This window comes from Ectobacillus panaciterrae DSM 19096 (genome assembly GCF_000430785.1).
In the GTDB taxonomy this organism is placed as follows: Bacteria; Bacillota; Bacilli; order Bacillales; family Bacillaceae_G; genus Ectobacillus; species Ectobacillus panaciterrae.
Window position 1 is genome coordinate 29,527 of sequence record NZ_AUMR01000015.1, and the last position, 23,136, is coordinate 52,662.

Below are 23,136 nucleotides of genomic sequence, written 5' to 3' on the forward strand. Positions count from 1 at the left end.
TATTATGGTACAATGAACGAGCAAAACTGCTTTTGTGCCCTCTATCATTACATATTAAAGGAGAATGGACTTATGCTTACATACGTATTATTTTTAGCTGCGTACTTACTCGGTTCCATTCCGTTTGCTTTAATCGTCGGAAAGGTCGGCTATGGCATCGACATTCGCCAGCACGGCAGCGGAAATCTCGGAGGAACGAACACGTTTCGTACGCTTGGCAAAAAAGCAGGATTTATTGTAACGATTGCCGATATTTTAAAAGGCACACTCGCTGCTTCATTACCTAGTTTATTTGGTTTGAATATCAATCCGCTTTGGTTCGGTCTTGCGGCGGTTATCGGCCATGTGTATCCAATTTTTGCGAAATTTCGGGGCGGAAAGGCTGTTGCGACTTCGGCAGGCGTTCTGCTGTTTTGTAAGCCACTGATTTTTCTTATCCTGATTGTCGTATTTTTAATATTGCTGTTCACGACAAAATACGTATCGCTTTCTTCTATGCTGACAGCGATTATCGGCGTCATTGCAGCGATTATTATTGGAAACGATACACCATTTTTAATCGCGATGTCATTGTTGGCTATTTTTGTCATATATCGTCATCGCGCTAATATTTCCCGGATTATAAACAAAACGGAACCAAAGGTAAAATTCTAAAATTATAACGCAAAAAGGAAATGCTAAGCATGTAAATGGCGCCTTGTTTGCGTTATTTTTACTAAAGATGTGCAGGAAAAAATTGGAGGGAAACATATGAAAATCTCAGTGTCCAAAGACGCAGCACAATGGTACAAAAAAGAGATGATTTTGCAAGACGGCGATGTGCTTCGCTTCTTCGTGCAATACGGAGGTTGCAGCACAGTACAAAAAGGTTTATCTCTTGGTATCCGTAAAGATACGGCAATACAAGCAGCAGCAGAAACAAAAGAAGAAGGCATTACGTTTTTCGTAGAAGCAGACGACGAATGGTATTTCGACGGTCATGACCTTTCTGTTACATATACGAGCGGTGAAGAAGAGCCGCAATTCCATTACGAAAAATAAAAAAGAAGCGTCCTGCGTTACAGCAGGATGCTTTTTACATGTTATGTACACATATGAAAATTCCTGTTCGTGATATTTCTCTTCAAAATATCTCTGCATCCTCTCTTAAAAAGCTTTCTTTTTCTCGGGGTTTGTCCTAGGCTATGCTATCCAATGTTCAGTCAAATTCGTGTAGCTTACGTCAGACCCGAATGTTCCTTTAAATGAAATTCATTGTAATTCCTTATAGTACATATGTACGTTAATCCATTTCAATACGCATAATAGCAAAAAAAAGAAACTGCCTCATGACAGTTTCTTATTCCTTTGGCTTTTGTTCCTTTTCATATATCTCATACCACTCCGGATATAACTTTTTAAAGGATACAGGACGGAATGTGTCTTTTTTCACTAAGACATTTGTGGTACTGGCCGTGATGCATAATTCGCCTTGCTCGTTCAAAATTTCGTATCCATATACAACACGAAGCGGATTTACTGCTTCAATCCATGTTTTTACAAGCGCTTTTTCCCCATAACGCATCGCTTTGCGGTACGTAACCTGCAGATCAAGGACCGGCGATACAATGCCGTCCTCTTCCATTTTCGCATAGGAAAACCCCAGATCCTCTATAAGCTGCGTACGCCCGAGTTCAAGCCAAATGACGTAGTTTGCATGATATACGACACCCATTTGATCTGTTTCTGCATATCGGATGCTGACCGTATGTTCAGATATGTGCATGATGAAGTCTCCTTTTTGGTGGTTCTTTCCATGTACTTTATCATAATACAACCTACACGAAAATAAAATAGAAACGGCATATCTTTTCTCTAAAGGGGTGATTCGATGCTTCAAATTGTAGTTGTCCAGCGGGGTGACACTTTATATAAAATGGCGCAGCGGTACGGAGCGACTGTAGATGAAATTGTTCGGGATAACGGGCTGGACGCAAGTTTGCCGCTTGTCATCGGTCAGTCGTTGCTTGTGAACACCACGGGAAATGTGTATTATGTACAGCCGGGAGACAGCTTATATAAAATCGCGTTAACATATAATATCCCGCTCCAAACGCTCGCTAAAGCAAATAATCTATCACTAAAAACAATGCTGCAGGATGGTCAGCGTTTGTATATCCCGAAAGGAACAAAACGCTCAGCCGAATCCATCGCTTATTTGCAGCCTACTTCCATTCCTATTAAAGAGAGCTTGCTGAATGCAACGCGCGCATTAAGTCCGAACTTGACGTATTTAGCGTATTTCAGCTTCGAGGCAAAGCGCGATGGCACATTAAACGAGCCGACAAGCTTGGCACCAGTGCTCGATATCGCAAGACAAAATCGCGTCGTTCCGATGCTCGTTATAACAAATTTAGAAAGCGGAAACTTCAGCCCTGAGGTAACGAAGATCTTGTTCAACAACCCGACTCTCCAAAATAAATTTATTACAAACGTATTGGAAACGGCACAGAAATACAATATGCAAGACATTCATTTTGACTTCGAGAATGTAAGGCCTGAAGACCGTGAACCTTACAATCAATTCCTCCGCAATGTAAAGGCGCGGCTTCCGCAAGGCTATACACTGAGCACTACACTCGTTCCGAAAACAAGCTCCGCTCAAAAAGGCGCCTTCTTTGAGGCGCACGACTATAAAGCGCAGGGAGCGATTGTGAACTTCGTTGTAATTATGACATATGACTGGGGCTGGCAAGGCGGGCCTCCACAGGCAGTTTCTCCGATTGACCCTGTCAAGCAGGTCATTCAATATGCAAAAACGCAAATGCCTGCAAGCAAAATTATGATGGGGCAAAATTTGTACGGCTTTGACTGGACGCTGCCTTATAAACCGGGGAATCCGCCTGCAAAAGCCGTAAGCTCTGTGGCAGCCGTATCTTTAGCAAGGAAGTATAACGTGCCGATTCGCTACGATTACAGCGCGCAGGCTCCGAACTTTACGTATTATGACGAAAATGGGAGCCAGCATGAAGTATGGTTTGAAGATTCACGCTCCCTGCAAGCGAAATTCAATTTAATGAAAGAACAAGGCATAGGCGGTATCAGCTATTGGAAAATCGGTTTGCCGTTTCCGCAAAATTCACGTTTGCTGGCGGAAAACTTCAATATCGTAAAAAAAGGCTGACGTACGTCAGCCTTTTATCTTACTGTTCTTTATCTTACTGTTCTTCACGGTATGCAGCTTCTTCTTTAATTTCGTTGCGCATCCCAGCGATGCTTTCTAAGCGGCGCTGATTTTTCGCTTCAATATCTGCTCGATCCTTTTCATTGGAGAAACGCGCCGCTTCTTCTGCCTCGTTCATGTTTTCAATTGTATTTTGTACCATTTCTTGCAGCTTTTCCACGTTATCGCTTCTGTCGTCAGGATTAGATTTATACTGTTCTGTCATGGTTTTATTCCTCCTCAAAAGATGAGTTACATAGTTAGTTTGGTTCAAAAGCGAAGCAATATACCAAGAAAAGCGGAGCCGGCTCGTTTAGGCACAGAACCTAAGGTTCTCCGCCCTAAAAAGCGCTTTTTGCTTTTTTGTGGCGGAGGTTCTTAGGTGGCAGTGCCTAGCCGGCGGAGCTGGACATCATCGAAAAGCGGAGCCGGCTCGTTCAGCCGATGAAGCTGGACAATAAAAAAGGACGAAAAATCGTCCTTTTGTGCTGTTAACCGTTATCTACAATTGGTTTTTTACCTGTTTTATCCTGCATTTTCTTACCTTTGTTTCCACCGGCTTCATGATTCTGCGTGCCGATATGATCCGGTCTGAAATGCATGGAATGTTTCTTTGGATTTCCCATCATAACCCCTCCTTCACAAGTAGTATGCATCGGTGCGCACTACATTATGTGAGGGACTATTCCGCTTGTCTTAAACGTTTCTCCAATCTTTCCTCCAAGCGGTCCTCGATGCGCTCAATTGCCTCGCGATCGCTGAGCAGCTGCAGTTTATTCTCCATTACAAGCTCTTCAAACGTTTTTCTGCGATTGCGTCTCATGCTATCACCCTTTCATCTATCTTTACCCGATAGTATAGGCAAAGACAGGGTGATTTAATCGAATTTGTGAGAAAATTTGTTTTATTAGAAAAGAAATATGAAAACAGAAAAGATACTAGAATCACGCTATTCAGTGCACTTTATTGTTTTTGATTATGTTTTCTGCTTTCCAGCTCATTATCCTTCTTATGTATAAACAAAAAACCAATTTCACCACGAAATTGGTTTTACTTCAATCCCTTTACAGTCTTCTCCATGAATGCTTCCGTCATTGGTCCGATATACTTTTGGCGAATAACGCCTTTCGTATCAACGAAATAGGAAGTCGGCAAGCTGATGACTTTGTACGTGTTGCTAACGGCAGACGTCGTGTCGAGTAAAATCGGGAATGTTAAACCATTTTCACTCGCAAAATTTTTCACCTTTGCTTCCCCATTAGCACGCTCAGACGGTGTATAATTGACCGCTGCAATGACAACATCCTGTTTGTTTTTCTCATAAAACTTCTGCATTTCCGGCATTTCCTGCTTGCACGGCGGACACCATGTCGCCCAGAAATTCAGGATTACCTTTTTTCCTTTTAAATCCGCCAGTTTGACTTTCGTTCCATCCGTGGCCTGCAGTTCAAAATCAGGCGCGACTTTGCCGATTTCCAGTCCGGCATTTGCCATTGCTTCTTCAGCCGTTTTTGCCTGCGTGGCTACCTGCTTTTCTTCTTTAAAGAATTGGTGATAAGCGGCATAGCCAGCCATCGCCAACAGTACCAATACAATCATTCCTTTTCGCAGCATATGTATCATCCCTTGTTTTTCCATTTGTTATCAGTGTATACGGACGAGCCTGTAACTATTCTTATTTCTATTGAAACACAAAATAAAGAAAAGTTAAACTGTCCCGACACTCTTTAACCAGCGATATGCTTCGTCGTATATGTAGAAATATTGTGTAAATCCGTTATTCACTTACTGTAAGGCTCCCATTTTCGGCTTGTCGTGATGTACAGACGCTATAGCAATTGCCCTCTACTGCAATATTTCCATTTGTATGCTTTGTGGTATAAGATTGGACTTTGTCTCGTTTGCTTTTGAATCGCGACGTGTCATTCTGTTTTTGGAAAAAGCGTTTGAACGTATCGACAAGGTTCTTGAGGGAAGATTGCAAGGCAACGCTGTCTACTGCCATGGCACTTCTTTTTTAAGCGCTGTGAGCTGTTTTGAGCAAGCGCTGTACGTCAAACCTTCACCTGTTGCCTTGTAGGCATCATTCCATAGGGTAAGGAAGCGATTGAATACAAAGCGGCTGCGCCCTTCCCATTCCTTGAGGATGGGGTCTTCTCGTCTACAAAAGATAAAAAACAGGCTGCGCAGCACGCAACCTGTAGTTATCCTTAGTTTGTTACCTTGGATTCTTTTACTTTTTCACGAAGCACCATTTGCAGGATACCGCCGTGACGGTAGTAGTCGATTTCCACTTCGGAGTCGAAACGAGCTACTGCTTCAAATTGCTTGGAGTTGCCTTCTGGATCGATTGCAGTTACCTTTACGATATCGCGAGGCTTCACGTGCTCGTCTACATGGACTTCAAAGGATTCGTTGCCCATTAAGCCAAGCGTTTCTGCATTTTCGCCTTCTTTGAATTGAAGAGGAAGCACGCCCATCAACACAAGGTTGCTGCGGTGAATACGCTCGAAGCTTTCAGCGATAACTGTTTTGATGCCTAGAAGGTTTGTTCCTTTCGCAGCCCAATCACGGGAGCTTCCCATACCATAATCTTTGCCGGCGATAATAAGAAGGCCTGTTCCGTCCTGCTTATATTTCATTGCCGCATCATAGATGGATGTTACTTCGCCAGTCGGCCAGTAAGTTGTGTAGCCGCCTTCTGTGCCAGGTGCGATTTGGTTTTTGATACGGATATTTGCGAATGTACCTCTCATCATCACTTCATGGTTGCCGCGGCGGGAACCGTAAGAGTTGAAGTCAACCGGCTGTACGCCTTGGGACAGCAAGTATTGACCTGCAGGCGTATTTTTGCCGATAGAGCCTGCCGGAGAGATATGGTCAGTCGTTACGGAATCACCGAATTTACCGACTACGCGAAGTCCTGTAAGAGGCTCAACCTCTTTCGGATCTTTAGATAACCCTTCGAAGAATGGAGGGTTTTGAATATATGTGGACTTATCGTCCCAAGTGTAAAGCGCTTCGTTGGATGTTTGAATTTTGTTCCAGCGCTCATTGCTATCGAATACGCGCTCATATTCCTTCTTGAACAATTCAGCTGTTACAACAGAAGATACAACTTCTTGTATTTCGTCTGCTGTCGGCCAGATGTCATTGAAGTAAATCGGATTGCCGTTTTGATCTTTTCCTAGCGCGGCTTTGCGAAGGTCGATATCGACAGTTCCTGCAATTGCATAAGCTACTACTAATGGCGGAGACGCTAAGTAGTTCGCTTTTACAAGCGGATGGATACGTCCTTCGAAGTTACGGTTTCCGGAAAGAACGGATGTTACAAGAAGGTCGTTTTCCGCGATTGCTTTTTCAAGCTCAGGCGCTAACGGACCGGAGTTTCCGATACATGTTGTACATCCGTATCCTACTGTATTGAAACCTAATTCGTTCAAATACGGTGTCAAACCGGATTTATCCAAGTATTCTGTAACAACCTTAGAGCCAGGCGCCAAGGATGTTTTTACGTATGCCGGCACTTTCAAACCTTTTTCCACGGCCTTCTTCGCTACTAAACCTGCACCGACAAGCACGTATGGGTTAGATGTATTTGTACAGCTTGTAATCGCTGCGATTGCAATTGCACCAGTTTTCATCGTTACCTCTTGACCGTCAAGCGCAACCTTCATTTCTTTTTCAAGCTCTTCGTCGAGGAAGCCGAAGCCTTGGTTTCCTACCGGAGCCACTACCGCTTTGCGGAAGGAGTCCTGCATGTCAGAAAGCTTGATCAAGTCTTGCGGACGCTTCGGACCAGAAAGACTAGGCTCAATTGTCGTAAGATCGATTTGTACTAATTCAGTGTAGATTGGATCTTCACTGTCATAAGTATAGAATAAGCCGTTCGCTTTGCAATATTCTTCAACGATGCGAATTTGCTCTTCGCTTCTGCCAGTTAAGCGCAGGTAGTTAAGAGAAATATCGTCAATCGGGAAGAATCCGCACGTTGCACCGTATTCAGGCGCCATGTTAGAGATTGTCGCACGGTCTGCAAGAGGCATGCTTTCAAGACCAGGTCCGAAGAATTCTACGAACTTGCCTACTACGCCTTTTTGACGCAATACTTGCGTTACTTTAAGAGCTACGTCTGTCGCAGTCATGCCGCTAGGAAGCGTACCTGTCAGTTTTACGCCGATCACTTCTGGAACCGGGAAGTAAGAAGGTTGTCCTAACATACCTGCTTCTGCTTCAATACCGCCAACGCCCCAGCCAAGAACGCCGATACCGTTGATCATTGTTGTATGGGAGTCAGTTCCCACTAATGTATCCGGATATGCAACAAGCTCGCCGTTCACGTCTTGCACGTGTACAACAGGCGCCAAGTACTCAAGGTTTACTTGGTGCACGATACCTGTTGCAGGCGGAACCGCACGGTAGTTATCAAATGATTTTTGCGCCCAGCTCAAAAACTTGTAGCGCTCTTCGTTACGTTTGAATTCTAAGTCCATGTTGAATTGAAGCGCGTCCGGTGTACCTGCTTTATCAACCTGAACCGAGTGGTCAATTACGAGATCAACTGTAATTTCCGGATTTATTTTATCAGGATTTCCGCCCATATCAGCCATAGCTTTACGTAAAGAAGCTAAGTCTACAACAGCCGGTACGCCTGTGAAGTCCTGCAAAATAACGCGGGAAGGCTTGAACGGAACGTCGATGTCCTGAACATCGCTTGTTCCCCATTTCGCAAGGTTTTCTACATGCTCTTCTTTAATTACGCGTCCGTCTACTTGGCGAAGCACGGACTCAAGCAATACTTTAATAGAATACGGTAAACGCGAGATGTTTCCCATACCCGCATCTTCAAGCGCTTTCAAACGATAATATTGATACGTTTTTTCATCTACTGTAAACGTAGCACGCGCGTGAAATGGATCATGTTTTACCATTGTAAATCCCCCCTGTTAAACGTGAGCAAAAGTCTGAAAATAAAATGTATACAAACTTTTCTATACCTTACGATAATATCTTATTACAACTTGGAACATAAGTAAATAATAAGAAACTTATAGTCCTCAATAAGATTTCTTTATGACTTCCTTGTACAGTAAGCGTTTTTGCAGTTCCCAACCCTTTTTCAGTATAGAGAATTTATTCATATAAACGCATATATTTTCTTTCGTTATTGTAATCCTTCATTATCTCAAAATAAATTTTCCGCATTTCTGCGAAACTGTATAATGCACTGCTTAATTTATAAAGGAGCTGAAAAGGTGGAAAAATGAATGGTGCAGCTCTGAAGAACAAATACTATGCGCAGGAGGTGAACGAACATGGTCAAGCGTAAAGCAAACCATATCATTCCTGGCATGAACGCTGCATCGGCGCAAGGAAAAGGCACAGGATATAATGAAGAACTTTCTAACGAACCGCTTACTCCGGCACAACGCCAAAATAATAAAAAACGTAAAAAGAATCAATAACTAACGAAAACCCGTGAATCTCACGGGTTTTGTACTTTACTGGAAATCGTCGATTCCCTGCATGATTTGCTGTACATCCTGCTCATACTTTTCAAGCTGCTTGCGCTGCGTTTCGGAAGCGGTCGCCAATGCATTTTGAATCTGCTCGTAAGCTTCTTGTACTTCCTCGCGCAATTCCTTTAAATGTTGTCCGTAATCCGGATCGTTTTTCACGATATGATCGTTTGCCTCCACCGCCTGCTTCGTTCCTTGCTGCGCGGCTTGAAACGCCTGTTGCTTATCTTTATGATACGGCATAATATTTTCCCCTTTCTCTGAAGTATTCTCTGTTATCTTTCGTTGTTTCCGGGAAAAACATGCGGGTATAAATTGAAAAAATCACTGCATCCTAATAAGGGAAGGGGTGAAGATCATGGAAAAAAACACCGGGAAATCCATTCGCCGCAATTCTCCAAAAGATGAGAACGGCGGTCAGCCGGAGCCGTTGAGCGGCTCTCATAAAGTAAAAAATAGGAAGCACACGCGCCAAAAGCACAATGCTCATCACGACCAATAAGCATGTGCAAGCCGGCCATCCTCTACTTTGGGATGGTCTTTTTCAAATTCGCCGGTTCTATGACTGGAACACTTTAACCCAATAGCTGGACGAATGAATCTTTGATTGAACTTTAGTGTCTATTCCCCTTTCCTTCTGTTGCGGTAAAATTCAAGAAATCCTTCTTTATCTGCCCAAAACATCCTGCAAAGCAAGCTTATACGGGACAGCAGAAAAAAATTCTTCTTTACCAAATGTCCCCGCTTCATAAACATTCTCTTTTTCACATAATGTATATTGATATTCTGCAGTACATCTCCCGTTTGTCTTCTTCGCTGGTTGTCTTTCCTATTTTTTGAAAGCTTGTCTTTTCCTTTTCACCTCTTTCCTATCCATGAATACTTTAGTACTAATTAGAAATTATGGAGGGTATCGCGCCATGTGTGCAAAGAAAAAAAAGGATTGCTTTTTGCACGTTGAAGGGTTTGAACAGTGGATGGATCAATTTTGCTCCGATCCTTTCGCTGTGCAATATCCGGACGGCATATGCGTTGATTTGTTCGAGACGGAGCTGGAGTATATTTTAGAGGCCGATTTGCCTACTTCCTGCCGGCAAAAGGTGCAAATCGAAAAAACGAATAACGGCTTGCGTATTCTTGTGGCGAAGGAACCAGGATGCGTGCTTGAGCGCGATATAGGATTGCCCATTAACGTGATGTACAAGAAAATGGCAGCATCGTTTGAGAACGGCTTTTTAGAAATCCACATTTCCAAAACAGAAACGATACAGGCAACAGAGCCTGCAATCCGCTTTACGGATTAAATGTACTATACTATGGGCAGAGGTGAGGGAACTGAGTGAGCAAGAAAAAATCCGCCTGACAAGCTTGTCTACAAAAGCCGGCTGAGGCTGCAAAATCGGTCCGATAATAATATTAATCGCAATCGGGTGTATGGATTTTAGTTTCGTGCTCATATAACCTGCTCTCATCAGTTGCACTAAAAACCATAAGGAACGTATATTCTCTATCAATAGGAAAATTCCTTTTTCTTTTTCATAAAATCCCGCATGAAAAGAAAAACTAGCTTTATCTTACTTGTCACGAGGTGTATAGCATGGAACAGCTTTTATCCATTCTCGCCGGCTTCATTGTCGGTATTGTATTTTCCGCCATCCGTTTGCCTATCCCGGCCCCGCCTACTTTAAGCGGCTTGCTTGGCATCGCCGGGGTCTATCTCGGGTACGTATTGTTTCAATGGGGCAAAACTTTGTTCTAAAGAAAAAAGACGCTCACGGAGCGTCTTTTATCGTTCTACTCGGGTCAGCCCTATATCCATTCCATAATCAAAACGAAGTGATTTCACAATATCTTCCAGTAAAACATTGGCTTGATAACGCGTATTAAACTCATCGACCCAGCTCGCTACTTCATCTCGGTCATAGCTGTATTGCCCAGTCTTCCAGCTTTTCATGTCAAAGCAATTGTTGATGCAAATCTGAACGAGCAGCTGTTCATACATACACGCCAGTCCGTCCTTTTTCATGATGAGCTCCTGCAAATAAAATGTATCAAACAGCACGCTTTCCCCGTTGCATGTTTTCAGCAGCTCCGTCATTTCATGCATTTGCCGATATACTTCGGACACTTCCTTGCTCAGGCTGATCAACTCTCGCACGCCGTCCTTATATAATGTACGCTCCTCCAACGTTACAACCCCCTTTATAAGAAATAGGACATGCTTCTTTCTTACATTATACCAAGAATTTCCGAACTCTTGTTTATTTTTTGTATTACGTTTCGTCTTTTGAAAAGAATCGTTTACAATGAGAAAAGAGCTACAGAAAGGGGAACCGATTGTGAAAGAGAAACTATACTATAAAGACGCCTACATACAAAGCTTTACTTCCAAAATTTTAAAACAAAATGAAGACGCAAACGGCACATACGTTGTCTTAGAGGAAACAGCGTTTTACCCGACAGGCGGCGGACAGCCGCATGATACCGGAACATTGAATGATATTGAGGTTACGAATGTAGAAGAAGTAGACAGAGAGATTCGTCATTATATTACGCAGCAAATTAACGGCAGCGACGTTAACGGACAATTAAACTGGAAACGCCGCTTCGACCATATGCAGCAGCACACCGGACAGCACATTTTATCCGCGGCATTCGCAGAAAAGTTCGGGATTCTGACAAATGCGTTCCATCTCGGCCGCGACACTGCGACCATCGACCTGGAAACGCCTGAGCTGCCAATGGAAACAGCGCTGGGAGCGGAAGAGCTCGCAAACGAAATCGTATTCGCAAACCGCCCCATTACTATTCGCTGGATAGATGAAGCAGAAGCAAAAACACTGCCGCTTCGAAAAGAACCGACGGTAAAAGAAAACATTCGCGTCGTCATCGTGGAGGATTTTGATTACAATGGCTGCGGCGGCACACACCCGAACTATACGGGCGAAGTCGGCCCTATCAAGATTCTGGGCTGGGAGCGCCATAAAGGCAATATCCGCCTCGAATTCGCATGCGGTTGGCGCACGCTCCGCATTATGCATGAAAAACAAACCGTTTTAAAAGACGCGGTGCGCCTCCTCAACAGCAAAGAAAGCGACCTGCCTAACAAGCTGGAACAAATCTTAACCTCTCAAAAGGAAATGGATAAAGCATTACGCGACGCAAACGATAAACTCCTTGCATACGAGGCGAACGAACTTCTGGAAAAAGCAGCATCCCTTCCGTCCGGCAAACTCGTTGCGGCCGTATTCACAGACCGCTCTATGCAGGACTTGGCAAAGCTGTCCGTTGCATTGACGCAGGATAGCGAAGCAATCGCGTTGCTTGTCGCACAAACTGGAGACAACATTCAATGCGTATGCGCAAGCGGCAAAGCTGTCGAGAAAAATATGAATGAAGCGCTGAAAAGCGCCCTTCCCCTCATCGAAGGAAAAGGCGGCGGGAATCCGTTGAGCGCACGCGGCGGCGGAAAAGCGGTTGTAAGTGCTGAGGCGTTTTTAGAAAAGCTGATTGCGGGTGTTTCTGAATAATTGTAAAAAGGTACGGGAAGCAGCAGTGAAGGCTGGGCCCCAAAAAATAAAATAGACAACAAATAAAAAGAATGAGTTTAAGCGCTCATTCTTTTTGTGATTTTTCCTGTTGATTTATTGCGCCGGCCAATAGAACAAGACTCTATCTATCTTCTATTATAAGTCCACTTTGTTATTCCGACGTATCTATCGTTTGCCACGTAGAACAAAAGGGAAACTGCGCTCGCTCCCTCTCTCTCTCTCCCTGCATAGGCCACGAAAAGGGTTTGACCGCTTCTACGCTTAGTCGGATGCTCTCTCCCCCTAAAAGAAAAGTTTTTATATCGATTTTTTTAGTTGCATTTATATAATCACACACCTTTATAGATACGTATGTATATCTGAATTTTTTGTCAACTCATGAAAACAAGAAAAATCTCCTTCATCAATCAACATTTTTTTACGTTTTATAACAAAATAGTTGTTTTTCAATTACAGTAGGATTAGAATAAATACATGTGAGCGGTTTCACAATTTCCAAGAGGTCTACATATTTTTAGTAGAGCTAGGTAAACTCTATTCCTCTGTATAACCAGAGGTCAAACTACACACGACAACAATATATAGCAAAGGAGGACTTTTTCTATGTCTCAAGCAACTATTCAACAATCACAAGAAGCTTCTATTGTCGAAAGTCAGGCAGTAAATAGCGGACAAAACGATGTGCTTGATCAATTGTTAAAACCGGAAATACAAGAATCTTTGACTGTTCTTGTAGAAAATCTGCCAAAGCTGGCGGAAATGGTGACTTTTCTGACCAAATCATATGATGTTGCGCAATCTCTTCTAACTGATCGCGTGCTATTCGATGATTTGGTAGGCGGCATGCAGGAATTCGTAAAACCAGTTGAAGAAAAGGTTAAGGAGTGTGCGGCGGCAGCTATTGAAGCGAATGACCGGGCAGCTAATCAAACAACGACGATTGGCCTATTCGGCTTATTGCGAATGCTGAAAGACCCACAGGTACAAAAGCTGTTCCGTTTTGCACAGGCATATTTAGATATCATGTCTGCACAGCAAAAACAACGGTAAGGCTTTCCTGATTTCGATAAAAGTGCAAACGGAGGAAGGATCATGTCAAAACATATTTTAATTTTGGGCGGCGGCTACGGCGGATTGCTCAGCGCGTTGACAACACGTCAGCATTTAAGTGCTGAGGAGGCTTCCATTACGGTCGTAAACCGCTTTCCAACCCATCAAATCATTACAGAATTGCATCGTCTAGCTGCAGGTAACTTATCAGAGAAAGCTGTAGCATTGCCGCTGGAAAAATTGCTTCGCGGCAAAAACATTGATTTGAAGATTGGTAGTGTCCAAGAAATTTCACCTGATAAACACCAAGTTTCTCTTGCCGATGGCACGAAACTGAACTATGACTTGCTTGTGGTAGCGCTTGGCAGCGAAACAGCTTACTTTGGCATTCCAGGCCTTCAAGAGCATAGCTTTATTCTGAAGTCCGTAAACGATGCGAATCGTTTGCGTGAGCATGTTGAATCTTGTATTCGCGAATACAGCAAAACGAAAAACAAAGCAGACGCGACAATTATTGTCGGCGGCGGCGGCCTTACTGGTATTGAATTGATTGGTGAGTTTGCGGACTTAATGCCGCAGCTATGCCGCCAGTACGGTGTAGACCATAAAGAAATTTCGTTATATTGCGTTGAGGCAGCACCGACTGTTCTGCCGGGATTCCCTGCTGAATTGGTAGAACGTGCACAGACTAGCCTTGCGGCGCGCGGTGTAGAGTTTATAACAGGTACACCGGTTACGAAGATGGAACAGTTCGCTGTTGAGTTGAAAGATGGCAGAACGATTGAAACGAAAACGATGGTGTGGACAGGCGGCGTTCAAGGTAATTCTGTCGTTGCGAATTCAGGAATTGAAGTGAATCGCGGACGTGCGCTCGTAAACGAATTCCTTCAATCTACATCCCATCAAGACGTATTCCTTGCCGGCGACAGCGCAGTTGTTATGGGTCCTGAAGGACGCCCGTATCCTCCTACAGCGCAGTTAGCATGGCAAATGGGTGAAACGATTGGCTATAACTTGTTCGCTTACCTTAAAGGCGGTGCAATGGAAGAATTAACTCCTGTTTTCTCCGGAACATTAGGAAGCCTTGGCCGTAAAGATGCAATCGGTACAATCGGTGGAAATAAAACGCAATTAAAAGGTTTACCGGCATCATTAATGAAGGAAGCAAGTAATGTTCGTTATCTGTCCCATATTAAAGGACTATTTGCTTTAGCGTATTAATTTGGTTGAAGACCCCCGCTTAGCAGAACTTGAAGCGGGGGTCTTCTTGCCAAAATGATAAAAAAGGGCAGCCCTCACCTGAGAGTAAGGGCTGTCCTTTTTCAGTAATAATTTGGTTGTGATTAGGTTAATTTCATATTAGCATAATACGTGTAATTGCTCTATGCTTCTATAATCTTTCGATAATCGTTGCCGTGGACATGCCGTGACCGATACAAATCGTCAATAGCCCGTAGCGGCCGTTTCGTCGCTCCAATTCATGCAGCAAGGATGTCATAAGCTTTGCGCCTGTCGCCCCGAGCGGATGTCCGAGAGCGATGGCTCCGCCGTTCACGTTCACCTTGCTTAAATCCGCACCAATCTCCTTTTGCCATGCCAGCACAACAGAAGCAAAAGCCTCGTTGATTTCGACAAGATCGATATCACGGATGGATAAGCCGGACTTTTCTAATACCTTTTTCGTAGCGGGAATGACGCCGTCCAGCATAAGCGTCGGATCAGAACCGATGACTACTTGATTGACGATTCGCGCGCGCGGCTTTAAACCCAGCGCCTTAGCCCGATTCCGGTTCATCAGCAATACTGCAGCCGCCCCGTCACTCATTTGACTGGCATTTCCAGCTGTAATAGCTCCATTTTCTTTAAAAACAGGTCTTAAACCTGCAAGAATTCCAAGCGATGTATCCGCCCGCGGCCCTTCATCCTTTGTAACCAGCACTTCATTTCCTTTTTTATCCAATCCTTGTACAGGAACCGTTTCTTGTTCAAACTTCCCTTCCGCAATGGCACGCAGCGCACGCTGATGGCTTTCATGTGCATATGCGTCCAGCTGTTCCTTCGTAATGCCGTATTTTTCAGCAACGAGCTCCGCGGAAATACCCTGATGAATGAAGTTATACTTTTCATGCAAGCTCTTTGGTATCGTCTTTTCATTGCCGTCGCTTAAAATCGGCACCTTCGTCATATGCTCCACGCCCGCAGCGATGGTAATATCCATATCGCCGGATTTTATTTCCTGCGCCGCGAAATGAATAGCCTGCTGACCGGAGCCGCACATACGGTTGATCGTAACAGCCGGAACCGTAATCGGATAGCCTGCTTCAAGCGCAGCTAAACGTCCGATATTGTAGCCCTGTTCCTCGATTGGCGTCACACACCCCATTACTACATCTTCAATCAGACTCTTATCCAAGCCTGCCCGCTTCGTCACTTCGCCAAGCGCGGCAGCTGCAAGCTGAACAGGATGCAGCTCGCGAAACGCGCCGTTTCGTTTACCGACAGGCGTGCGGACAGCTTCTACGATTACAACATCCCGAGTCATCGTTTTACGCCTTCCTTTTCTTTTGTATAGTCATAAAAGCCTTTGCCTGTTTTTTTGCCGAGATGGCCCGCTTCTACAAGTTTCACGAGCGCTTGCGGCGCACGGAAGCGCTCGCCGAATGCCTCTGTCAAACCTTGACTGGCAAATAGCATTGTATCAAGACCCACATAATCCGCAAGCTCAAACGGTCCCATCGGATAGTTTAAGCCGAGACGAATCGCTTTATCGATTTCCTCTTTGCCCGCTACGCCTTCTTCTTTCAGCGCAAGATTTTCAGGCACAGCTTCAATCACAAGCTCTACATCCTTACATGCTTCTTCAAGCGTCGTTACGGCAACAATGTTTGCAACAATCTCTTGCGCTTCTTCCTCCGTCATGCGCCCTGCTTTTACGAATCGGCTTAAACTCTTCGTAATGCCGCTATATGCTTTTTGCAGGCTTTCTTCTGACACATCATACAGCTTGACACCCTTGCCGCCCATCGCCAACGCCTGTGCGATGCCGCTTCCCATAATGCCTGAACCGATTACTGAAATGTTTTGTATCATCTCTGCTCCTCCTTATTGTTCAGCCAGCGCATGCTTTACTTGCTCGCGCAATGCTTGCTTTAAAAACTTTCCGATAAAAACGGAAACACAGGATCATCATACGAAGATTCCTCCAATAATTTCTTTTTCTTGTAATCTCACAATTTCTGATTCTGCTAAACCGAGCTGCTCCAGTACTTCCTTCGTTTGTTCTCCTAGACCGGGTGGCTGAACGAATTCAGGTTTTGCATGCGTATATACATAGGAATCTTTCATCAAGTGCGCCGTATACGGAGCATGTGCCAGTTCGCCTGTTTCGAAAACCGGAGTGAGACAGCAATCCGCTTCTAGCGCCGCTTTCGCCCAATAAGCGAACGGCTTGCTTTTGAAGTATGCTTTTATTTCTTCGTATACACTTTCCCCTTCACGAGCCTTTGCATATTGCTGTTCAATCCAATTCTCTCGTCCGGCATAGCAGCAAAAGCGCTCCCAAAACTTTTTCTCTACCGCCCCAAGAGCGACAAATCGTTCATCGCTTGTTTCGTACAAGCAATAGGAGACAATTGTGCCGCCTAACACATCAAGTCCATGCTGCTTGCCGAATAAATCGTGCAGCATAACATGACTGTTCATCAGCATCGTCAAGCTGTCCGTCAGCGAAATGTCGAGATAGCAGCCGTATCCGGTACGTTCCCGCCTGAATAGTGCACCGAGTATTTTCTCGCTCGTCAGCATGCCGCCGATTTCATCTCCAAGCGTAAGCTTCGGATGGACAGGGACACCGTCGCTGCTTTTCAGCTGTGCGAGTACACCGCTGACCGACATAAAATTCAAATCGTGCCCCGCCAGATGAGAATGCGGATGTTGTTGTCCGTAACCGGTTACAGACGCATAAATCAGCTTCGGATTGTGCTCCTTCGCTTCCTCATACCCGAGACCAAAGCGGGACATGACACCCGGGCGAAAGCTTTCCACAACAACGTCTGCTTGCTTCATAAGCCGAAGCGCAACTTGTACGCCCTCTGCTTCTTTCACGTTTATGCTGACGCTTTTTTTATTTCGGTTATTTGCAGCAAACAGAGCGCGGCTTTCCTGGTCAAAGCCCCTTGCCAAATCTCCGAATAATGGCTCTATCTTGATAACCTCCGCCCCTAAATCAGCGAGACGGAGTGTGGCGTACGGACCGGGCAAATAATGCGAAAAATCGAGCACTGTAATTCCGCTAAGCATTGCTACAGCCCCATATCCTTTGCAATAATCATTTTCATGACCTCGTTCGTGCCGGCGTAAATGGAACTAACCGGAATGTCCCGATAACGCCGCGCGATTTCATACTCCTCCATATATCCGTATCCGCCGTGCAGCTGCATGCATTCCGCCGCAACCTTTTTTGCCAAGTCTGTCAGCCACCATTTTGCCATCGAAACCTTAGTTACAACGTTTTCCCCGTTCATGTGCGCAAAGATGCATTCGTCCACGAATGTGCTGCCGATTTCGATTTCTGTGAGCATTTCAGCCAAGCGGAATTGAACGGTTTGAAAATCGCTGATGCTTTTACCGAACGCTTTTCGCTGCTTCACATAGCCTCTTGTTTGTTCAAACATGACGCGCGCCGCTGTTTTTGCCGCAATCGCTACGACGAGACGTTCCTGCTGCAGCTGCTGCATCAAATAATAAAACCCTTTTCCTTCCTCGCCTAACAAATTCGCAGTCGGCACCTGCGCATCTTCAAACAGAAGCTCAGCCGTATCCTGACTGTGCAAGCCGATCTTCTCAAGCTTTTTTCCTCTTTTGAATCCTTCTGTTCCCCGCTCTATGACAAGGAGACTGATTCCTTTATGGGAAGCCTTCGGGTCCGTTTTGCATACAACAACAACGAGATCGGCATGAATACCATTTGTAATAAACGTTTTTTCACCGTTGACAATATAATGGTCTCCTTCTTTGCGGGCAGTCGTACGTATGCCTGCAAGATCAGAGCCTGCGCCCGGTTCTGTCATTGCAATGGCCGTAATATACTCACCTGTTACGCATTTCGGAAGCCAACGCTTTTTTTGTTCCTCCGTCCCGTAATGAACAAGATACGGCACTACAATATCATTATGAAGCCCGATTCCCACTAGGCTGGAACCAACCTTTTCAAGCTCTTCATTCATTACAGCAGAATAGCCGAAGTCCGCATTGCAGCCGCCGTACACCTCGTCTGTCATCGGAGCAAGAAACCCGTTTCTGCCCATCTTCTCCCACAGCGCGCGAGGAATGATGCCTTCTTTTTCCCATTGGCTGTAGAACGGGTATGCTTCTTTTTCAAGAAATTTGCGGAGAGCATCACGAAATATATGATGCTCCTCCTGTAAATACCGGGCGCTCACTTCGCTTTCTCCTCTGCCGCTTCATTTCGCAAAATGAATTTTTGTATTTTTCCGCTCGCATTGCGCGGCAATTGCTTAACAAATACGTAACGGCGCGGACGCTTGTACTGCGCAAGCTTATCGCTGTTTTTGCAATAGTCATCAAGTATTTCTGCTGTAAGCTTGGCATCTTTAGGCACAATGTATGCAATAACCCGCTGCCCCCATAAATCGTCCCGTTCTCCTAAAACGGCTACGTCCAGCACGCCGGGATGCGTATATAAAAAGTCCTCAACCTCGCGCGGATAAATGTTTTCACCACCGCTGATCACCATGTCGTCCACGCGGTCTGCGATATATAAATAGCCGTCATCGTCAAAGTAGCCGAGATCTCTGGAATGATACCAGCCTTTATACAGCGCTTTTTCTGTCGCTTCCTCGCGGTTAAAATAGCCGGCCATCACGCACGGACCGCGCATGATAATTTCACCCACTTCATACGGCGGCAGCAGATCATCCGGTTCAGACGGACCGTCTTTATTCGGACGCACAACACGAATCTCATGGTTAAAGCCGGGCTTTCCGGCCGACCCGACCTTAGAAAGCTGCTCATGCTCGCGGAGGAACGTAACAGCCGGCCCCATTTCCGTCATGCCGTACGCCTGCACCAAAGCAACCTGCAAACGCTCATCACATTCCTTGATCAGTGCAGGCGCCATCGGAGCTGCCCCGTACAAACCGCGCTGCAGGGAGGATAAGTCAAATTGCGATACATCTTCTTGTAAAATCATGTTCCACATCGTTGGAGCAAGAAATAATGTCGTAATGCGCTCGCTCCCAATCGTGTGCAGAACGGCCTTCGGATCGAAATGATGCAAAATCACATTCGCTCCCCCGCTGTGCACGCGCGGAATGAAGCAGCAGTGCAGCTCGGCACAGTGGAACAACGGCGCTGTCACAAGTCCTCTCGTTTCACCGCTTACGCTCAAATAAGCGTTGCACATGATGCTTTGATCCGTAATTTCACGATGACGGTGCAGTACACCCTTTGGATGACCTGTTGTTCCGCTCGTATACATAATGGAGCATATATCGTTTTCTGTTACGTCTGCTGGCTGGAATTCAGATGATGCGGCTTGTACTTTTTCAGCATATGATGCAGCAAAGTTTGGAGGCTGTTCGTCAATATACCAAAACTCGATATGAGGAAATTGATCATGAGTGTTTTCCACGATTGGAAGCAGCTGCTGCTCGAACAGGACGATTTTCGGCGATGCATCCTGCAAAATATATGCCAGCTCGCCCGGCTTCAAGCGGAAGTTAATCGGATTAAATACGGCGCCGATTTTGGCACACGCAAAGCAAGCGGTCACTAGCTCATTGCAATTGAACAAAAACGAGGATACACGGTCACCCTTTCGCACCCCGCTTTGCTGCAATGCATTCGCAAGCTTATCCACCTGCTCCGACCACTGCTTGTACGTCCAGCGAATATTCCGGTCCGGCTCTACAATCGCTTCTCGGTGAGGGTAATTACTCGTTGTAATCTCCAACAGTTTTCCTAATGTTACATACATCGTTTCCGCCCCCTCTAATTAAACCGCTTTCATTTGTTTTGTTTGAAGAAATACATATAAAAGATACACCTCTTATAATTATAGCAATATTCTGATAATTAAGAGGGAAAACAATCCGACATAATACTCATTTACACAACAAAAACAGACAAATTTCCAAAAACTCATCCTAACAAAAACACCCTTGAAATCAACTTCAAAGGTGCAGCCAAATGATGAGCGCCGTTTTATCATCCGGCCGAATTCCTCGTTCTTTCTCAACCCGTTCCAACTGTTTTGCATATGCCTCTATTCCATTTGTCCAGACGCATTGCGCTGTTTCGACTAAAGAAAAATCCGGATGAAACAAACCGTCCGAGCAAAGAAATAATGCTTCTATCTCAGAACGATTCAATACTCTTGTTTGAATATAAAATGCCGCTTCTTTCATCCCGTTCGCAACTGCATACCCATCCGGCGTATTCGCCATGGAACGGTTATACAGAAGACGCTCGGCAGGATTTAAAAAATGACTCTCTTGCGGCACCGGCAGACCGCTCATGCGATCGCGTTCTCTCTTTATTTTCGCACGTTCGCTGATGCCTCTTACCGTGTCTGTCGTAATCACTTCCGCTCTTCCGTCTTTATACTTGGCGACAATCATGCAGTCGCCGAGCTGCGCGCAATGAATAATTTTGTCCGTTATGCTTACAGCGGCAATGCAGGTGCACCAAAGCTGATGCCGCTGTGTCCTGTCTATTCCGTACCTATCCATTTTCTTGCCAAGAAGCTCGTTGGCTTTTACGATGCCCGCTGCCAGAGGCTCATGTGCATCAGCCTCTTCAAAGTATGCTTGAAATAGATGAGAGGCGAGATAAGCTCCGTTATGACCATCCTCGTCTTGAAATGAAACAAGCGGCGTAGCGCCGTCACATACACCGTATATTTGCGCCGTTTCATTTTGAAAATACGCATCCTCGCATTCTTCCTTAAGCGGACTTTTCTTTTGAAAGCTCGTTACTTTCATATCCCTCACCCCTTTTAGTGATACGCTGGAAAACCTTTATATGCTTTTATTGTAAAACATCTATGTGACGATTATGTTTTCAATATGTTACATCTTAGTTAGAAAACAGCCTATATACAAGTGAATAAAAAAACCGTCTTTTGATAGTGGGGAGAGATTAAAAGACGTGCAGAAGCGGTCAAACCTTTGTAGCGGTTCATGCAAGGGTAAACCAGAGAGAAGAAGCATACAATATTTCCTTTTGGTTGCACATGGACATGTCGAAATTATCATTCACTTATATATAATAGCGCGTATTAAACAAACATATATACATATTTTCAGATTATTCCGATTAGTATAATTTGGCAAAATAAGCTGTTTTCCCACAAATGGAGAAAATCCCATTATAATTTTTTTAACACTCTTTGATTATCGGTGAAAATTACAGTAAAGGGCGGGGTCGAATGCGCAAGTTGTTCGGTATAATAATCGGGTCATTATTAGTAGCAATTTCTTTTAACATGTTTCTTATTCCCCATAAAGTCCTCAGCGGCGGCCTGAGCGGCATTGCCATTATCGTTGGTATTTTAACTCCTTTTAACGCAGGTATGGTGAACTTTTTGCTCAATGCGCCTATTCTCGTGTTAGGGTATATCGGGCTGGGAAAGCGTTTTGTTTTTAACACGGTATTGTCAGTGGTTGTCATTTCCGTCGGCATGTACTATATACCCGTGCAGCCGATTGCTAGTGAAGCATTGCTTTCCTCGCTGTTCGGCGGGGTAATTGCTGGGGCGGGTATCGGTATCGTGCTGAACTGTTACGGTTCGACAGGCGGTTTTGATATAATAGGCATGCTCTTGTCCCGCAAACGAGACATTCAGCTCGGCGGATTTTTGATTTTCTTGAATGCAGGAGTTATTATCGTTTCAGGCTTTTTCTTTAACTGGGATGCGGCTCTAAACAGCTTGCTTTCCATTTTCGTAACAGGTAAAGTTATTGATGCGGTTCATACGAAGCACCGCAAGCTGACACTCATGATCGTGACGAATAAAGCGGAGGAAATGAAGCAACGCTTACTATCGAGCGTTGTGCGCGGCATTACCCTTTTAGAAGGCGAAGGAGCTTATTCTAGCGAAAAAAAGCGGGTGCTCATGACAGTGATTTCCCGTGAGGAGCTGTTTGGCATCAAATCCTTGATTTCCGAAACAGACCCTCAGGCATTTGTGAATATTACAGAAACAGTAGAAGTATTGGGACTCTTTAGAAGAGGATAAAAAGAATTCAGGACGTTGCCCGTCCTGAATTCTTTTTTATATAAAACTGAATAAAAAAATCGTCTTTTGAAAAAGACAGTACATTCTCGGCTGTTTTTTATTTTTCCGTTTCGCCCTTCCATGCCAGCATGCCGCCGCTCATGTTTTTGACATTATAGCCTCGTTCTGCCAGAAACTCGGATGCTCTGCCGCTTCTGGCGCCGGAACGGCATACCATAATATGCTCTTTATCCTCCGGCACTTCTTTCAGGCGGCTCTCGAGTTCTCCAAGCGGGATATGATACGCGCCCGGAATTTTCCCTTGCGCCACCTCCTCATGCTCGCGCACATCGATGATGTTTACATCCTTTTTGCCGTGAACGAGCTGTTCAACCTCATCAGGCGTAATTTCTTTATACATATGAAAATCTCCTTCCGTTAGTATCGTTTGTCCGAACATAGTCTTTCATTTCTGTATAGTATTTATGCGAAAATCATAAGACGGATGCACGATGTGAAAGTCCACTTATTCATATTGTACATCAGTACTCTACATACCCAAAATGGTATATATCA

The 23,136-nt window shown here is 44.8% G+C and carries 26 protein-coding genes and 1 pseudogene; 11 read left to right on the forward strand and 16 right to left on the reverse strand.

Going from position 1 to position 23,136, the window contains the following annotated elements; genetic code table 11:
• Window positions 1–72: 72 nt before the first annotated feature.
• On the forward strand, window positions 73–654 hold the full coding sequence (plsY, locus tag H540_RS0106160; RefSeq protein ID WP_028399892.1) for a glycerol-3-phosphate 1-O-acyltransferase PlsY: 582 nt from the start codon (window positions 73–75) through the stop codon (window positions 652–654).
• A 96-nt stretch (window positions 655–750) separates the two neighbouring features.
• Window positions 751–1,041, forward strand: coding sequence for a HesB/YadR/YfhF family protein (locus H540_RS0106165; protein ID WP_028399893.1), 291 nt, complete (start codon window positions 751–753; stop codon window positions 1,039–1,041).
• A gap of 298 nt (window positions 1,042–1,339) precedes the next feature.
• Here the strand turns inward: H540_RS0106165 and H540_RS0106175 are convergent, their stop codons facing one another.
• Window positions 1,340–1,765: an acyl-CoA thioesterase gene (locus H540_RS0106175; protein ID WP_028399894.1), complete on the reverse strand. Its 426-nt coding sequence runs from the start codon at window positions 1,763–1,765 to the stop codon at window positions 1,340–1,342.
• 105 nt (window positions 1,766–1,870) lie between these two features.
• Here H540_RS0106175 and H540_RS0106180 point away from each other — a divergent pair, with 105 nt between their 5' ends.
• The gene (locus tag H540_RS0106180; protein WP_028399895.1) at window positions 1,871–3,163 is read left to right on the forward strand and encodes a glycoside hydrolase family 18 protein; all 1,293 of its coding nucleotides are present in this window, start codon (window positions 1,871–1,873) and stop codon (window positions 3,161–3,163) included.
• Between the two features lie 34 nt (window positions 3,164–3,197).
• On the opposite strand, the gene tlp is transcribed toward H540_RS0106180, so the two are convergent.
• From tlp to acnA, 6 genes and pseudogenes are all read right to left on the reverse strand, one after another.
• Window positions 3,198–3,428: a small acid-soluble spore protein Tlp gene (gene tlp / locus H540_RS0106185; protein WP_028399896.1), complete on the reverse strand. Its 231-nt coding sequence runs from the start codon at window positions 3,426–3,428 to the stop codon at window positions 3,198–3,200.
• Between the two features lie 265 nt (window positions 3,429–3,693).
• Entirely contained in the window at window positions 3,694–3,828 is a 135-nt protein-coding gene (locus H540_RS0106190) for an acid-soluble spore protein N (protein WP_028399897.1), read from the reverse strand.
• A 56-nt stretch (window positions 3,829–3,884) separates the two neighbouring features.
• Window positions 3,885–4,025, reverse strand: coding sequence for an FbpB family small basic protein (locus H540_RS31835; protein WP_081415032.1), 141 nt, complete (start codon window positions 4,023–4,025; stop codon window positions 3,885–3,887).
• Window positions 4,026–4,252: 227 nt separating this feature from the next.
• Window positions 4,253–4,816 (reverse strand): peroxiredoxin family protein, encoded by a 564-nt coding sequence (locus H540_RS0106200; protein WP_028399898.1) that lies wholly within the window; start codon window positions 4,814–4,816, stop codon window positions 4,253–4,255.
• A gap of 223 nt (window positions 4,817–5,039) precedes the next feature.
• Window positions 5,040–5,392, reverse strand: a pseudogene (locus H540_RS31840) (IS200/IS605 family element RNA-guided endonuclease TnpB); the annotation flags it as partial.
• 20 nt (window positions 5,393–5,412) lie between these two features.
• Entirely contained in the window at window positions 5,413–8,133 is a 2,721-nt protein-coding gene (gene acnA, locus H540_RS0106205; protein WP_028399899.1) for an aconitate hydratase AcnA, read from the reverse strand.
• A 384-nt stretch (window positions 8,134–8,517) separates the two neighbouring features.
• On the opposite strand from acnA, the gene sspO reads away from it, so the two are divergent.
• Window positions 8,518–8,667, forward strand: a complete 150-nt coding sequence (sspO, locus tag H540_RS0106210) for a small acid-soluble spore protein O (RefSeq protein ID WP_028399900.1) — start codon at window positions 8,518–8,520, stop codon at window positions 8,665–8,667.
• A gap of 36 nt (window positions 8,668–8,703) precedes the next feature.
• Here sspO and H540_RS0106215 read toward each other — a convergent pair whose 3' ends face one another.
• Window positions 8,704–8,964, reverse strand: coding sequence for a hypothetical protein (locus H540_RS0106215; RefSeq protein ID WP_028399901.1), 261 nt, complete (start codon window positions 8,962–8,964; stop codon window positions 8,704–8,706).
• Window positions 8,965–9,079: 115 nt separating this feature from the next.
• On the opposite strand from H540_RS0106215, the gene H540_RS31845 reads away from it, so the two are divergent.
• The 3 genes from H540_RS31845 (at window position 9,080) to H540_RS31850 (ending at window position 10,480) form a co-directional block, all read left to right on the forward strand.
• Window positions 9,080–9,223, forward strand: coding sequence for a small acid-soluble spore protein P (locus H540_RS31845; RefSeq protein WP_081415033.1), 144 nt, complete (start codon window positions 9,080–9,082; stop codon window positions 9,221–9,223).
• 418 nt (window positions 9,224–9,641) lie between these two features.
• Window positions 9,642–10,025, forward strand: a complete 384-nt coding sequence (locus tag H540_RS0106230) for an alpha-crystallin domain-containing protein (protein WP_028399902.1) — start codon at window positions 9,642–9,644, stop codon at window positions 10,023–10,025.
• A gap of 293 nt (window positions 10,026–10,318) precedes the next feature.
• Window positions 10,319–10,480, forward strand: a complete 162-nt coding sequence (locus H540_RS31850; RefSeq protein ID WP_081415034.1) for a XapX domain-containing protein — start codon at window positions 10,319–10,321, stop codon at window positions 10,478–10,480.
• 27 nt (window positions 10,481–10,507) lie between these two features.
• On the opposite strand, the gene H540_RS0106240 is transcribed toward H540_RS31850, so the two are convergent.
• Window positions 10,508–10,909: a hypothetical protein gene (locus H540_RS0106240; RefSeq protein ID WP_028399903.1), complete on the reverse strand. Its 402-nt coding sequence runs from the start codon at window positions 10,907–10,909 to the stop codon at window positions 10,508–10,510.
• A 151-nt stretch (window positions 10,910–11,060) separates the two neighbouring features.
• Here H540_RS0106240 and H540_RS0106245 point away from each other — a divergent pair, with 151 nt between their 5' ends.
• The 3 genes from H540_RS0106245 (at window position 11,061) to H540_RS0106255 (ending at window position 14,543) form a co-directional block, all read left to right on the forward strand.
• Window positions 11,061–12,251: an alanyl-tRNA editing protein gene (locus H540_RS0106245; protein ID WP_155890956.1), complete on the forward strand. Its 1,191-nt coding sequence runs from the start codon at window positions 11,061–11,063 to the stop codon at window positions 12,249–12,251.
• Window positions 12,252–12,875: 624 nt separating this feature from the next.
• Complete coding sequence (locus tag H540_RS0106250) at window positions 12,876–13,322, forward strand: DUF1641 domain-containing protein (protein WP_028399905.1); 447 nt, start codon at window positions 12,876–12,878, stop codon at window positions 13,320–13,322.
• Window positions 13,323–13,364: 42 nt separating this feature from the next.
• A complete protein-coding gene (locus H540_RS0106255; RefSeq protein WP_028399906.1) occupies window positions 13,365–14,543 on the forward strand; it encodes an NAD(P)/FAD-dependent oxidoreductase in 1,179 nt (392 codons plus the stop codon).
• Window positions 14,544–14,712: 169 nt separating this feature from the next.
• Here the strand turns inward: H540_RS0106255 and H540_RS0106260 are convergent, their stop codons facing one another.
• From H540_RS0106260 to H540_RS0106290, 6 genes are all read right to left on the reverse strand, one after another.
• Window positions 14,713–15,864 (reverse strand): thiolase family protein, encoded by a 1,152-nt coding sequence (locus H540_RS0106260; RefSeq protein WP_028399907.1) that lies wholly within the window; start codon window positions 15,862–15,864, stop codon window positions 14,713–14,715.
• On the reverse strand, window positions 15,861–16,412 hold the full coding sequence (locus tag H540_RS0106265; RefSeq protein WP_028399908.1) for a 3-hydroxyacyl-CoA dehydrogenase family protein: 552 nt from the start codon (window positions 16,410–16,412) through the stop codon (window positions 15,861–15,863). Before H540_RS0106265 ends, H540_RS0106260 begins: the two co-directional genes overlap by 4 nt.
• A gap of 96 nt (window positions 16,413–16,508) precedes the next feature.
• On the reverse strand, window positions 16,509–17,621 hold the full coding sequence (locus H540_RS0106275; protein ID WP_028399909.1) for a CaiB/BaiF CoA transferase family protein: 1,113 nt from the start codon (window positions 17,619–17,621) through the stop codon (window positions 16,509–16,511).
• 2 nt (window positions 17,622–17,623) lie between these two features.
• Window positions 17,624–18,763: an acyl-CoA dehydrogenase family protein gene (locus H540_RS0106280; protein ID WP_028399910.1), complete on the reverse strand. Its 1,140-nt coding sequence runs from the start codon at window positions 18,761–18,763 to the stop codon at window positions 17,624–17,626.
• Window positions 18,760–20,319: a fatty acid--CoA ligase gene (locus H540_RS0106285; RefSeq protein ID WP_028399911.1), complete on the reverse strand. Its 1,560-nt coding sequence runs from the start codon at window positions 20,317–20,319 to the stop codon at window positions 18,760–18,762. The genes H540_RS0106280 and H540_RS0106285 overlap by 4 nt, the downstream gene beginning before the upstream one ends.
• Before the next feature lie 196 nt (window positions 20,320–20,515).
• A complete protein-coding gene (locus H540_RS0106290; protein WP_028399912.1) occupies window positions 20,516–21,325 on the reverse strand; it encodes a protein phosphatase 2C domain-containing protein in 810 nt (269 codons plus the stop codon).
• 446 nt (window positions 21,326–21,771) lie between these two features.
• Between H540_RS0106290 and H540_RS0106295 the strand changes: the two genes are divergently transcribed.
• The gene (locus tag H540_RS0106295; RefSeq protein WP_028399913.1) at window positions 21,772–22,581 is read left to right on the forward strand and encodes a YitT family protein; all 810 of its coding nucleotides are present in this window, start codon (window positions 21,772–21,774) and stop codon (window positions 22,579–22,581) included.
• A gap of 97 nt (window positions 22,582–22,678) precedes the next feature.
• Here H540_RS0106295 and H540_RS0106300 read toward each other — a convergent pair whose 3' ends face one another.
• Window positions 22,679–22,981, reverse strand: a complete 303-nt coding sequence (locus tag H540_RS0106300; protein WP_028399914.1) for a rhodanese-like domain-containing protein — start codon at window positions 22,979–22,981, stop codon at window positions 22,679–22,681.
• Window positions 22,982–23,136 lie beyond the last annotated feature (155 nt).

Excerpts from the sequence above, each read along its gene's own strand:
- H540_RS0106165 (WP_028399893.1), top strand. The coding sequence starts at position 751 with ATGAAAATCTCAGTGTCCAAAGACGCAGCACAATGGTACAAAAAAGAG.
- H540_RS0106285 (WP_028399911.1), bottom strand. The coding sequence starts at position 20,319 with ATGTATGTAACATTAGGAAAACTGTTGGAGATTACAACGAGTAATTAC.
- H540_RS0106275 (WP_028399909.1), bottom strand. The coding sequence starts at position 17,621 with ATGCTTAGCGGAATTACAGTGCTCGATTTTTCGCATTATTTGCCCGGT.
- H540_RS0106295 (WP_028399913.1), top strand. The coding sequence starts at position 21,772 with ATGCGCAAGTTGTTCGGTATAATAATCGGGTCATTATTAGTAGCAATT.
- H540_RS0106255 (WP_028399906.1), top strand. The coding sequence starts at position 13,365 with ATGTCAAAACATATTTTAATTTTGGGCGGCGGCTACGGCGGATTGCTC.
- H540_RS31850 (WP_081415034.1), top strand. The coding sequence starts at position 10,319 with ATGGAACAGCTTTTATCCATTCTCGCCGGCTTCATTGTCGGTATTGTA.
- sspO (WP_028399900.1), top strand. The coding sequence starts at position 8,518 with ATGGTCAAGCGTAAAGCAAACCATATCATTCCTGGCATGAACGCTGCA.
- H540_RS0106215 (WP_028399901.1), bottom strand. The coding sequence starts at position 8,964 with ATGCCGTATCATAAAGATAAGCAACAGGCGTTTCAAGCCGCGCAGCAA.
- H540_RS0106190 (WP_028399897.1), bottom strand. The coding sequence starts at position 3,828 with ATGGGAAATCCAAAGAAACATTCCATGCATTTCAGACCGGATCATATC.
- H540_RS0106180 (WP_028399895.1), top strand. The coding sequence starts at position 1,871 with ATGCTTCAAATTGTAGTTGTCCAGCGGGGTGACACTTTATATAAAATG.
- H540_RS0106230 (WP_028399902.1), top strand. The coding sequence starts at position 9,642 with ATGTGTGCAAAGAAAAAAAAGGATTGCTTTTTGCACGTTGAAGGGTTT.
- acnA (WP_028399899.1), bottom strand. The coding sequence starts at position 8,133 with ATGGTAAAACATGATCCATTTCACGCGCGTGCTACGTTTACAGTAGAT.
- H540_RS0106175 (WP_028399894.1), bottom strand. The coding sequence starts at position 1,765 with ATGCACATATCTGAACATACGGTCAGCATCCGATATGCAGAAACAGAT.
- H540_RS0106260 (WP_028399907.1), bottom strand. The coding sequence starts at position 15,864 with ATGACTCGGGATGTTGTAATCGTAGAAGCTGTCCGCACGCCTGTCGGT.
- H540_RS0106200 (WP_028399898.1), bottom strand. The coding sequence starts at position 4,816 with ATGCTGCGAAAAGGAATGATTGTATTGGTACTGTTGGCGATGGCTGGC.
- H540_RS0106265 (WP_028399908.1), bottom strand. The coding sequence starts at position 16,412 with ATGATACAAAACATTTCAGTAATCGGTTCAGGCATTATGGGAAGCGGC.
- H540_RS0106290 (WP_028399912.1), bottom strand. The coding sequence starts at position 21,325 with ATGAAAGTAACGAGCTTTCAAAAGAAAAGTCCGCTTAAGGAAGAATGC.
- tlp (WP_028399896.1), bottom strand. The coding sequence starts at position 3,428 with ATGACAGAACAGTATAAATCTAATCCTGACGACAGAAGCGATAACGTG.
- H540_RS31835 (WP_081415032.1), bottom strand. The coding sequence starts at position 4,025 with ATGAGACGCAATCGCAGAAAAACGTTTGAAGAGCTTGTAATGGAGAAT.
- plsY (WP_028399892.1), top strand. The coding sequence starts at position 73 with ATGCTTACATACGTATTATTTTTAGCTGCGTACTTACTCGGTTCCATT.
- H540_RS0106250 (WP_028399905.1), top strand. The coding sequence starts at position 12,876 with ATGTCTCAAGCAACTATTCAACAATCACAAGAAGCTTCTATTGTCGAA.
- H540_RS0106300 (WP_028399914.1), bottom strand. The coding sequence starts at position 22,981 with ATGTATAAAGAAATTACGCCTGATGAGGTTGAACAGCTCGTTCACGGC.
- H540_RS31845 (WP_081415033.1), top strand. The coding sequence starts at position 9,080 with ATGGAAAAAAACACCGGGAAATCCATTCGCCGCAATTCTCCAAAAGAT.